The organism is Parageobacillus thermoglucosidasius (assembly GCF_001295365.1).
GTDB classification, from domain to species: domain Bacteria; phylum Bacillota; class Bacilli; order Bacillales; family Anoxybacillaceae; genus Parageobacillus; species Parageobacillus thermoglucosidasius.
The window spans coordinates 925,714-937,500 of the sequence record NZ_CP012712.1 but is presented as its reverse complement, the minus strand read 5'-3'; the positions used below and the strand labels follow the sequence as shown (position 1 = coordinate 937,500).

Here is an 11,787-nt window from a genome sequence, read left to right as displayed (position 1 = left end):
ATTATTAAACAATGACTTATATAGTTTAGATGTAAATAAAACCAAATAAATAATAAAAAATAGTAATGGCGAGATCAGCAGTAAAATATAAATAAATACTGCTCCGGGATTGTCCTTTATATTATTAATAAAAAAACCAAAAGGGGCCTTAATGACATACACAGCTTGGATAGAATTATTATGCTGGACAGGTATATATCTATAAACATACTTTCCTTTCACAATCTCATGATTGATGACTTTGCTGAAATCGATTCTGCCGTCTACAATTCCCTTATCCCCATACATATGATTACCGTTGATATCCAAAACTTCACCTTGGATATTTTCATGATAGGACTTTAAATCAATTAATTGTCCCTTTAAAATTGATGATGAATTTTCTTTGATCTTTTTTTCAATGGAATCGATGTACTTAACGTAATAGTTAGACGGCTTGATAGTATTGTTATTCGTTAGCACAAATATAAACAAAAATAAGCATACGTACGTGATAAACGTTGATATAAGAGTTGATAGGAAGACCTTAACAACCAATAAATAAAAATCTCTTTTTATCGTTTTATCCTTTTTCATATGTCACATCCCATTTATATCCTAATCCGTACAGTGTTTTTATATAAGAATGTTCCGGATCTAGAGAACGAATTTTCTTTCTAATGTTTTTGATGCTCTCTGTAACTGTTTCTAATTGACTTTCTGAATCCAATCCCCATACGCTTTCAAAAATTCTCTCTTTCGAAAAAACCATATTTTTATTCAACATTAACAGTTTAATAATTTCGTATTCTTTTTTTGTTAAATGTAATTTAACACCTTTACAAAAAACTTCATTAGCCAAAAGATCGATAGTAATATTTTTAGAGCTCAGAAGCTGCCTTTCATTCGATCTTATTCGCTCTTCCCGTCTTAAATGGCAATCTATTCTTGCCTTTAACTCCTTCAAGCTAAAGGGTTTGCTAATATAGTCATCTCCACCCACGGAAAGGGCTTGAATTTTGTCTTCTTCCAACGTTTTTGCACTTACAAATATTATCGGACAATCCACCCTGTCGCGGATCATGCTGCACAATTCCATTCCATCAATGCCTTCCATCATAATATCCAATATAATTAAGTCAAAATTATTATTAATAATTCGTAATGCCTCACTCCCGCTATGAACAGCTTCAACAAAGTAATGATAAAGCTCAAGGTATTGTTTTATCGTGAGGCAAATATCTTCATTATCATCAACGACTAGGATTTTCTTTTTATTCATCTCCCGACATCCTCACATGTAGACAGATTCATTAGGATCGTTCCTCAATTATAACATCCCAGCGGCTATTTCTCTAAAAACAATACCGAACATCTTTGCAATCTAAAATATAAATAGAAAATCTAATGTTTTTCTAATATTTTTTATATTCCATAAGAAAATAATAAAAAATCATCATTCATTATAAAATCTTTATAATTACAGACTAATATCAAGCTGTACATCTAATCAATCCATACAGCAGGGCAAGTGAGGAAATTAAAAAACTATGGGCGTGCTTAAACTAATACAACATGTTTGCAAATTTCCAAGCCATGAAAGGGGAATAGAAATGGAAGAATATATTTTGCAAACCAATAAATTAAGTAAATCTTTTGGTAAACAGTTAGCAGTAGACAATGTTTCTTTAAAAGTAAAAACAAACACCATCTACGGACTGCTTGGACCAAACGGAGCCGGCAAATCAACGACTTTAAAACTGTTAACAGGGCTTTTCCATCCTACATCTGGCGAAATTATATTTAACGGTCATCCATGGAGCAGAAAAGACCTTAAAGACATAGGTGTACTTATTGAATCACCGGCTCTTTATGGCAATTTGACCGCTTATGAGAATCTTCTCGTTCATACAAAAGTATTACATTTACCAGAATCAAGAATACAAGAAGTGTTGAAAATAGTTGGTTTAGAAAACACCGGGAAAAAGAAAGTATCGCAATTTTCTTTCGGCATGAAGCAAAGATTAGGCATTGCCAAAGCACTTTTAAATCATCCCAAGCTTCTTATTCTCGATGAGCCAACAAACGGACTTGATCCACTAGGTATACAAGAATTGCGCAAGCTTATAAGATCCTTCCCGTCACAAGGAATGACTGTCATTTTATCAAGTCATATTTTATCAGAAGTAGCACAATTGGCAGACCACATTGGCATCATTCATCATGGAAAACTCAAATATCAAGGTGAAATAGAGAAAAACAAAGATTTAGAAAAACTGTTTATGGATGTAGTCAGTGAAAAAGCGAAATAGGGAGGAGTTAAATAATGCTAAATATGATACAATCAGAAAACTTAAAATATAAGCGTACATTTACTAAAAAAATTGTATATATTTCCCCCTTATTTTTTATATTATATGCCATTATTACAATGCCTTCTATTCATTCAAAATATAATTACTTTGAATATACGGTATTCAATTGGTGGCCATTAATATTTATGCCGTTAGGGACAGCGCTGATATCTTCACTTTCTGCAATGAGGGAAAAAAAATCAGGAAACTATAGAGTTTTGCGATGTCATGATATCAGTATCGCACATATGTGGTTCAGCAAAATCATTGTAGTTGCCCTTTATACACTGTTATCATCTATCGAACTCATCCTCTTATTGTTCATATTAAAATTTTTTCTGCCAAGCAGCATTACATCAGCAGTCGTAGTAATACAAGCAAGCCTTGCTGTTTGGGTCACATCTTTAGCATACATCCCTATAGGCTTGTTTTTCGCAGAACGATTCGGAACAGCAATTTCGATTATTGTTAATGTTTTAGGCATTGTCATAGGAGTAGTGATGGCCCCAGAGCCTTATTGGATTTATATTCCGTGGAGCTGGGGAATGAGACTGATGTCTCCCATTGTTGGTGTTCACCCAAATGGAACCCCGCTGGAAACAGGAAGCCCATTGTTAAATCCTTCCGTCATTCCATTGGGAATTGCCGTCTCTATTGTATTTTTTATTATGCTGTCATTTGCAACAGCGATTTGGTTTTCGAAAAAAGAGGTGAACTGAATTGTCATTTCTTCAAGTTCTATCTTCCGAATTGGTAAAGACGAAACGTACATCGATTAGGCTTATCGTGTTTGCCATACCAATCGCTTATCCAGTTTGTATGTTATGGTATTTTTCTAAATACAATGATCCTTTATCATGGCAAATGAAGATATACAGCGGCTTTTTTGAGGTGCTAACCGTCTCGTTACCTGTCATTGTTTCTCTGCTTACAGGTCTTATATCGCATCAGGAAGAAAAAGCAGGAAATTTTGTTGGCCTGTTAGCAGCACCTGTTTCAAGAGCACAACTTTATGTCAGTAAACTAGTTTTGCTGATTTTATTAGCAATTATGGATATATTTTTGGCAACTTCCCTTATGCTGTTAGGAATGGATTATATATTACATGTAGACAATGTTCATTGCGGATTATTTTTGCAAGGGGCACTGTTATCTGTGATTGGTTCACTCATTCTTTTTTCCATGCATCTATTCATTAGCTTTGCATATGGGATGGGAGCATCTATAGCTATTGGCGGAGGCGGTTTCCTTATTTCAGCTATCATTGGAGCAACTGTGGTGGGGGATGACATTTGGCCATTTATCCCTTGGGCTTGGGCTGTCAGACTTTCGAAAATCCCCATATTGTTGATGCCTGAAGCAAAGCTGGCAGATGGGATACAACCATCAGAGTTCTTTCTTCAAGAACTGGTAAAAGGCATTATGCCATCGATAATATGTTTTGTATTGGTAACAATCGGTGGAATCATGTGGTTTAATCGGTGGGAAGGAAACAAGTCGCACGAATAATAACAAAAATCATCTTGTTAAGTATTATGAAACAGGAAAGGAGAAATATGTATTGAAAATAAAAAATTCTATATTATCTCTTTTATTGATCGCTTCAACCTCCTTAGGAGGGTGTTCGCTTATCAGTGAGCTGAAACACACAGCATCAAAAAATATGGCGATTGATAAAAGATTGCCGATATATGAATTAAACAAACAAAACTTTAAGGAAATAACCTACAAAGATAAGACGTATATTATCCAAAAATCAGTCATTAAACCTGGCAGTTTACAAAAACCTATTGGGAGAGTTTCCCAAAGCATTACAATTAATGAGAAAAATGAAATGCTAAGCAAAAAAGAACTTAGGAAAGTGGAAATTCTCCCAAATAAAAAAGAAGAGAAAAGGTTTCATTTAAACTTTGGCTGGGTATACAGCATAAAAAATATAAGCCCAGACGAAAAAATTGCAGTTGTAGTCAATAATGAATATCGTGTCGCAAAAATAAAAAAATAACTGTACTGGTTTTGCGGACACTTTTTTTATATCGTCATCAAACAGTTTTTCTTCGTCAAAAAGGATGCCACAAAAGATCATCGTGTGACATCCTCTTCTTATTCGCTTAATGTTTCCATTCTCTTGCAAGCATTCCATACACCACATGGTCGACGAAATGATCGTAAAGCCATTCTGCTTCCCGGATCGTGCCTTCATTTGTAAACCCTAACCGTTCAGGAATGGCTCTGCTTTTTTTATTTTCTACTGCGCAACGAATTTCTACCCGATGTACCTTCAGGTCATGGAAAGCATAGTCAACGAATGCCTTGCACGCTTTCGTCATCAGCCCAATCCCTTGAAATTGTTCCCCTAGCCAGTAGCCGATGCTCGTTTTCTTATTCGCGTGATCAATATAATGAAATCCGATAACTCCTGCTAGCTGCCCTTTATGCCAAATGCCTGCTTCAAAGCCGCTGCCAACGGCGAACTTCTGCAAGCCTCCAGCAATAAACGCTTTTGAATCCTCTGCTGTTTGTGTCCAGTCCACCCATGGAAGCCACTTTCGCAAATGCGGACGGCATGAATCAATAAGCGCAAATAGCGCTTCCGCATCTTCAGCGGTGAGCAGCTTGAGCCATGAGTCGTCATCTAAACGGTGGATAAACATAACCAACCTCTCCCCACTTTGCGGTTTTCTTACTATTATAACAAATCCCAACAAAAAAGAAGCCCGCCGTTTTGGCGGACTCTTTTTCTATTCCCTTAAAAAGACAAAGTATAAGATAAAGATGACAAATAGCGCATATAAAATCGGATGAACTTCTTTGCCGCGTCCTTTTAAAATCATCGTAATTGGATAAAAAATGAAGCCAACCGCAATGCCTGTCGCGATGCTGTACGAAAGCGGCATCGTAATCAGCGTGAAAAACGCCGGAATTGCGATTTCGAGTTTTTTCCAATCAATTTCTCCAATGGAAGATACCATTAACACCCCAACAATAATGAGCGCCGGAGCTGTGACAGGAGCAGTAACGACGCTTAACAGCGGCGAGAAAAATAACGCCAGCAAAAACAAAATTCCTGTCACAACCGCGGAAAAGCCGGAACGTCCGCCGGCAGCGACGCCTGCCGATGACTCGACGTATGAAGTTGTCGTCGATGTTCCAAGCACGGCGCCAACCATGACCGCCGTCGCATCGACAAGCAACGCTTTTCCCGCGCGCGGCAGTTTGTTATCTTTTAACAGCCCTGCCTGGTTGGCCACCGCAAGCAGCGTACCGGTGGCATCAAAAAAGTCAACGATAAAGAATGTTAAAATGACACCGAGCATTTTTAGCGAGAAAATGTCTGGCAAATGCTCAATCGCAACGCCAAACGTCGGCGAAATATCCGGAATGGCTCCGACGATTTTATCCGGCACCTTGATCAAGCCAAAAATCATTCCGACAATCGCAGTAATAACCATGCCGTAAAATACGCTGCCATTCACTCTTTTTACCATCAAAATAACGGTCACGAACAAACCGAAAATCGCCAGCAGCGTGTTGCCATCTTTCAAATCGCTTAGCCCTACTAATGTCGCTTGGTTATCGACGATGATTTTCGCGTTTTGCAGGCCGATAAACGTTATAAACAGCCCGATCCCCGCGCCGACCGCATATTTTAATTCCACCGGGATCGCGTCAATGATCTTTTCACGGATGCCTGTTAACGACAAAATCGTAAAAATCACTCCGGATACAAATACCCCTGCTAACGCCGTCTGCCATGGGATTTGCATATGCAAAACAACGGTAAATGCGAAAAACGCGTTGAGCCCCATTCCTGGCGCCAGCGCAATTGGATAACGCGCCAGCACTCCCATTAAAATGCAGCCATATGCTGCTGCGAGCGCAGTTGCGACAAACACCGCGCCCTGGTCAATCCGCAATTCATCAGGAAAATCTTTAACCGCTCCTAATGACAAAGTAAACGGATTAACGAATAAAATGTACGCCATTGACAAAAATGTCGTCAGCCCAGCGATGATCTCCGTGCGATAATTCGTGCCGAGCTCTTCAAATTGAAAATACTTTTTCACTTACTGTCCCCCCTATGAAAAATAAAAAACGCTTCTAGTAAGCTACCAGAAGCGTTGACTAAAGAGGAATAATGAATATAGAGAGGACAAAAAGAATGTACTCTCTACCCCATTATACCTCGTAGTCAAGCTATTTACGGTAGCTTGGTAGAAACTCCCGAGCCATATTCCCGGGATTATACGACGTATTTTGGAGATATTCGCGATCTACGCACATTTTATCAACATAATAACCGCATGTCAACAAAAGACGAACATTTCCTATTAAATGTTCGTCTTTTGTTCGTGTTATTTCAGCTCATTCCCATTCGATCGTTGCCGGCGGCTTGCTTGTAATATCGTATACGACCCGGTTGACGTGCGGCACTTCATTGACGATGCGCGTTGAAATCTTTTCAAGCACTTCCCAAGGAATGCGCGCCCAATCAGCTGTCATGCCATCGACCGATGTAACAGCGCGAATGCCGACCGTATAGTCATAAGTTCGGGCATCTCCCATCACGCCAACGCTGCGAATGTCCGGAAGCACCGTGAAATATTGCCAAATTTCCCGATCAAGTCCGGCCTTTTTAATTTCTTCCCGTAAAATCGCATCTGATTCACGGACGATTTCCAGCTTTTCCTCTGTCACCTCGCCAAGCACACGGATGCCTAAGCCAGGGCCCGGGAACGGCTGCCGCCAAACAATTTCATCTGGAAGCCCCAATTCCGTGCCAAGCGCGCGCACTTCATCTTTAAACAGTGTCTTAAGCGGTTCGATAAGTTTAAATTTCATGTCTTCCGGCAATCCGCCGACATTATGGTGGGATTTTATCGTCTGCGCCGTCGCTGTGCCGCTTTCGATAATGTCTGTATAGAGCGTTCCTTGCACTAAAAACTCAATACCTTCTAATTTTGCCGCTTCATCGTCAAATACGTAAATAAATTCGTTGCCGATGATTTTCCGCTTTTGTTCCGGATCGATTACCCCTTTTAGTTTCGATAAAAAGCGCTCTTTCGCATCCACTTTAATCACATTCATCTGGAACCCTTCACGGAACGTTTTCATGACGCTTTCCGCTTCGCCTTTGCGAAGGAGCCCGTGATCGACAAAAATGCATGTGAGCTGATCGCCGATAGCTCGGTGCACAAGCACAGCCGCCACGGAAGAATCGACGCCGCCGCTTAACGCGCAAAGCACTTTTTTATCCCCGACAAGCTCGCGAATTTTGCGAACTTCGCTATCGATAAAGCTTCCCATTGTCCAATCGCCTTTACATTGGCACACATCAAATACGAAATTTCTTAAGATGTCATTGCCATAGACGGAATGGCGAACTTCTGGATGGAATTGCACCGCGTAAAACTTTTTCGCCTCATTGCTCATTGCCGCTATCGGGCAAGAAGCGCTCGTCGCGTCAACGGCAAATCCTTCCGGAGGGGCAGTCACTAAATCGCCGTGGCTCATCCAAACGACTTGCTCATCTGGAAGGCGTTTGAAAAGAGCGGAAGCGTTCTTTACTTGAATCATTGCTTTTCCGTACTCGCGATGAGTTGCTTTTTCGACTTTTCCGCCTAAATGATGGGTCATCAGCTGCATGCCGTAACAAATGCCTAAAATCGGCAAACCAAGCTCAAAAATTTGCGGATCGCACGCAAATGCGTTATCATCGTATACACTGTTCGGACCGCCGGAAAAAATGATTCCTTTTGCATTCATTTCCTGAATTTTATCGGCTGTAATCGTATGCGGATGTAATTCGCTGTATACCCCAAGCTCGCGAATGCGGCGAGTAATTAATTGGTTATACTGACTTCCAAAATCGAGAACAATGATCATTTCCTGTTTTTGTTCCATGTCATCACCTCATCGCAAAATAAAAAACTAGAATCGCCCCGATAACTATAAAGGCAAAATTCTAGTTAATTCCGCCTTCATAGTCGGGTCGTTTACGGCGACCCGGTAGAGACTCTCGGACCATATTACCGAGGATATATGAAGGTGCAGCACATGATTTCATTAAATTTTAGTTCATTCTATCAATTCTATCTATCAGTGGTCAAGATACCGTCTTTTTTATTAAATTTTCCCATAATTCTTTCACCTCTGTCCATTCTACCCGGGCTGTCTCCTGCTGGTAAATGGTCTTTTCATATAATAATGTCAGTTTCGTCATTTCGTTTGTTTGGAACCAATCATCGACATACGCGGCATATTGTCTAAGCGTTTGCCCTTGGTTTCGCTTCAGTCCATAATCATCTAAATGGCGGAGCAAAGACAAGTAAGCTTCCGCAAATGGATGATCCCCTTTCTTCCGCTTATATTGAAAGCGGACAATCGTCGCATAAGGCCACCACTTTCTTCTCGTGCGATATGCGATCCATGCAAAGGCGAAAAGCACCGCCAAAGCGACAACCGCTTGCTTCCACGACCAAGCAGGCAAACTTGCTTCTTTTGCTGAGACCGAATGCGGCTGCTCCCTCACTTCATCCAATGGAACACGGTTTTGCTCAGGCTGGCGCAGATTGGGAAGCGACGCAGTTTCTGGCGCAGATTGGGAAGCAGCAAACACATACGGGTTCGTAAACCCTTGCGTCGGCTCAAACGGAACCCAGCCGATTCCGGAAAAATATACTTCCACCCAAGAATGGGCATCATTGTTTGTAATTTCATAAACATATTTCCCGTTTTTCTCTTCAAGCAAACGCCCCGGCGTATATCCTTTCACCCAGCGCGCCGGTATGCCAACAGAGCGCAGCATGACAACCATCGATGTGGAAAAATTATCGCAGTACCCTTTTTTCGTTTTAAATAAAAATTGATCTACGTAATCTTCATTTTTTCCGGGAACAGCGACATCTGTCGTTTCATACATGTAGCCGTTCATATGAAAATATTGCTCAATCGCTTTGACTTGTTCGTATTGCGTAGGTTTTCCGCTGATGATTTGTTTTGCCAAATTCCGCACCCGCTCTGGCAAATTTTCCGGCAGCTGCGTATAGCGCTTGAGCAAACTAGCGTCTTTGACAGGCGGAGCGGCTTTTAACGCTTCTATCGGAAAGGTTGGGTATTCATAAACAATGTCATAGGATGCAAGCGACAGCGTATAAGCCGAGCGGTCTGTCGCATAAATTTTTTCCGTTGCCGCTTCCATGCGATATACTACGTCTTCCTTTGCATTCACTTTTTTTAATCCAAGCGGATATACAATATGGAAATAGGATTGTTTCATGCGAATGCTAGCGTCCGTTAATTGTTTTTCCACCTCCGGGGACCACCACGAATAGCCGAGATCGGCATTGTTTTCAAACGATTGGATCTGCTCGCTCCGGAAACTTTCCCATCCCTTTCCGGTATAAATATCTTTCGTTTCGACGCGCCAATAATGGCGCTTTTCGTCTTCAGCGATAAATACGACCGTATCATCAGCGATAAACGGCCCGCCAAGCCGCGAATCATTTTGTCCATAACCAATTTTTTTCACTTTTGCTAAAGCTGGATCGTTCTGTTTTTCTTCTTGCACGGCCGCGTAGCTTTTCACAAACGCCACCGGGTCCGGCCATTGCGGCGGGAGCTTGGGGCTAACATATCCGCAGACAATAGCCAGCCCAATGAGGCATAAACAAGCTCCCCACCATTCTCTTATTCTCCCTGCAATCTTTGCCTTTTCCTGCAATCTTTCCATATGAAGGAAGCTCAAAAAGAAAAAACCAAAAACAACTAAACGGATGACCGCCCCGTTTCCGCGAAACGCGGTAAACGTATCTAACACCGTAATGTATATAACCGTCAAGACATAAAATAAAAACAGCCGTTTTTGCGTCCATAGCAGGTAATGCAATAAATACGCCATCAGCCACAACAAAAAGAAAAAGAGAAAACTGCGAAACGAATTTGTCCACTCCATCCAGCGGGCCGTAAACAACATCGGGGCATGGTGGGCAATCTCCTGAAAAAGCAACTTCCACGCCTGTACATAAGAAACGTGGTAAAACAGCGAGTTAAGCGCATATATAATATATGCCATCTTTATAGGAGCAGAAATCCATATTGGCGTCCGCAATAAATAAAAAAGAAAACAGAGGGCCACAAACGCAATAAATACTTCCGTATTCCTCGTATCAGATGCCGTTTCTAAAGGAAGAAGCCATTCGATCAGCAACCAGCAAGCAAAGCCGTATATCAGCATTCTTCTCCCAATAGGTTTAGCTGCTTCCATCATCCATCCCCACCTTTGCGCAAGGTCGTCATATTTCGCGGCGATATGACAGCAACATGGACGCCTTTGCGGCGCAAAATTTCCAGCGAATGCCGTTCTTCCTTCGTCAAATCTTCTTTAATAAGAAACACAGTGCCTTTATGAACGCGGTCGGGGAGTTTGCTTAATGCCAGCGCCATTTCTTCGGATAAATAAGAAGTGATATAGCAAAAAGCCACCGTCGATGGCCAATTCACTTTCTCGGTGGAAATCACGTGGGCAAACGATTCTTGACTATCGCAAACAACTGTTGCTAAATGATAAAAAATCTGCTGTAAATGAAAGTCCCCGTTTCGTACGGGAAAAACGACGCGGTTTTCGCCGACGGAAACAAATCCCGTCTGCACCCCGTGCTGAATAGCAGCCCGCACAAAAGAAGCAGCAAACGTCACAAGCTCTTCAAACAATGAGGTTGGTGTACGGTCAAGCACAACGACTACATCATCGTCCTGTTGCCTTTCTTCAAATTCTTTTGTCATCAACTGCAGCTTGCGCGCCGACGCTTTCCAATGAATTAATGAAAATCTGTCTCCCGGCGCATATTCGCGGACACCGACCGCCATTGTCATATCGCGATGAAGCGGCAACGAAGAAGCGGCAATTCCTTGTTCGGCATAATACCTGACTTTCCGGTACGCTATGTCGATATAGCGAGGATATACAATAATCGTTTCTTCCAGCAAATGAACGGAGTCTTTTTCAACAATCCCAAAAAAGTCGGTAGCGGTAAGGCGAATAGCGGTGAAAACATGCTCGCCGCGCGGCAACTCACGCAACTCATACGTATAAGAAAACGTTTTTTTCCAAATAAACGGAATCGTTGTTTTCGTCTGCGTCATCTTTAATGTTGAGACGTCATTTTCTTCAATCGTCATTGCAGCAAACGGAAACCAAACCGGGAAGCGCACTTCCACCGTCTCTGTTAGCGAATCGCCTGCATGATAGCGGCGCTGATGAATCATCCGCCGCACGCTGGCGCGATGAAACGGATAAATGATAATTGCCAGCGAATAAAGTCCGAATGGAAGAAAACTATAAAACAAAAACCAGCTGACAAATCCTCCCTGAAACATCGCATATGAAAAAAGCGCAGCGAACAAACCGCATAATACGAAAATCTGTTTGATAAAACGCATTCGTCTTCTCATC

General features: G+C 41.5%; 11 protein-coding genes and 2 riboswitches (1 of these 13 only partly in view). Of the genes, 4 read left to right on the top strand and 7 right to left on the bottom strand.

Going from position 1 to position 11,787, the window contains the following annotated elements:
• Nucleotides 1-576, bottom strand: partial view of a HAMP domain-containing sensor histidine kinase gene (locus AOT13_RS04685; RefSeq protein ID WP_013877608.1) — the 5' portion only. The gene continues 855 nt to the left of window position 1, outside the view; 576 of the gene's 1,431 nt are visible here — the first part of the coding sequence; its start codon is at nt 574-576; the stop codon falls past the left edge of the window.
• A complete protein-coding gene (locus AOT13_RS04680; RefSeq protein ID WP_042386159.1) occupies nt 563-1,261 on the bottom strand; it encodes a response regulator transcription factor in 699 nt (232 codons plus the stop codon). The genes AOT13_RS04685 and AOT13_RS04680 overlap by 14 nt, the downstream gene beginning before the upstream one ends.
• Nucleotides 1,262-1,592: 331 nt before the next feature.
• On the opposite strand from AOT13_RS04680, the gene AOT13_RS04675 reads away from it, so the two are divergent.
• The 4 genes from AOT13_RS04675 to AOT13_RS04660 are packed head-to-tail and all read left to right on the top strand — an operon-like array spanning nt 1,593 to nt 4,338.
• Nucleotides 1,593-2,291: a lantibiotic protection ABC transporter ATP-binding protein gene (locus tag AOT13_RS04675; protein WP_041269519.1), complete on the top strand. Its 699-nt coding sequence runs from the start codon at nt 1,593-1,595 to the stop codon at nt 2,289-2,291.
• 14 nt (nt 2,292-2,305) lie between these two features.
• On the top strand, nt 2,306-3,052 hold the full coding sequence (locus tag AOT13_RS04670) for a lantibiotic immunity ABC transporter MutE/EpiE family permease subunit (RefSeq protein ID WP_003253344.1): 747 nt from the start codon (nt 2,306-2,308) through the stop codon (nt 3,050-3,052).
• A gap of 1 nt (nt 3,053) precedes the next feature.
• A complete protein-coding gene (locus tag AOT13_RS04665; RefSeq protein ID WP_042386155.1) occupies nt 3,054-3,842 on the top strand; it encodes a lantibiotic immunity ABC transporter MutG family permease subunit in 789 nt (262 codons plus the stop codon).
• A gap of 52 nt (nt 3,843-3,894) precedes the next feature.
• Nucleotides 3,895-4,338 carry a NisI/SpaI family lantibiotic immunity lipoprotein gene (locus AOT13_RS04660; RefSeq protein ID WP_013401761.1) on the top strand — a complete coding sequence of 148 codons (444 nt, stop codon included), beginning with the start codon at nt 3,895-3,897 and terminating at the stop codon, nt 4,336-4,338.
• A gap of 106 nt (nt 4,339-4,444) precedes the next feature.
• On the opposite strand, the gene AOT13_RS04655 is transcribed toward AOT13_RS04660, so the two are convergent.
• The 5 genes from AOT13_RS04655 to AOT13_RS04635 all read right to left on the bottom strand — a co-directional run bounded on the left by AOT13_RS04655 (nt 4,445) and on the right by AOT13_RS04635 (nt 11,786).
• Complete coding sequence (locus AOT13_RS04655; RefSeq protein WP_013877610.1) at nt 4,445-4,987, bottom strand: GNAT family N-acetyltransferase; 543 nt, start codon at nt 4,985-4,987, stop codon at nt 4,445-4,447.
• Nucleotides 4,988-5,074: 87 nt separating this feature from the next.
• Nucleotides 5,075-6,400 carry an NCS2 family permease gene (locus tag AOT13_RS04650; RefSeq protein WP_003253351.1) on the bottom strand — a complete coding sequence of 442 codons (1,326 nt, stop codon included), beginning with the start codon at nt 6,398-6,400 and terminating at the stop codon, nt 5,075-5,077.
• A 102-nt stretch (nt 6,401-6,502) separates the two neighbouring features.
• Nucleotides 6,503-6,604, bottom strand: a riboswitch (purine riboswitch).
• 94 nt (nt 6,605-6,698) lie between these two features.
• Nucleotides 6,699-8,237 (bottom strand): glutamine-hydrolyzing GMP synthase, encoded by a 1,539-nt coding sequence (gene guaA / locus AOT13_RS04645; protein ID WP_003253353.1) that lies wholly within the window; start codon nt 8,235-8,237, stop codon nt 6,699-6,701.
• A gap of 60 nt (nt 8,238-8,297) precedes the next feature.
• A riboswitch (purine riboswitch) is annotated at nt 8,298-8,399 on the bottom strand.
• 40 nt (nt 8,400-8,439) lie between these two features.
• Nucleotides 8,440-10,602 carry a DUF4129 domain-containing transglutaminase family protein gene (locus AOT13_RS04640; protein WP_042386153.1) on the bottom strand — a complete coding sequence of 721 codons (2,163 nt, stop codon included), beginning with the start codon at nt 10,600-10,602 and terminating at the stop codon, nt 8,440-8,442.
• Nucleotides 10,599-11,786 (bottom strand): DUF58 domain-containing protein, encoded by a 1,188-nt coding sequence (locus tag AOT13_RS04635; RefSeq protein WP_232511566.1) that lies wholly within the window; start codon nt 11,784-11,786, stop codon nt 10,599-10,601. Before AOT13_RS04635 ends, AOT13_RS04640 begins: the two co-directional genes overlap by 4 nt.
• Nucleotide 11,787 lies beyond the last annotated feature (1 nt).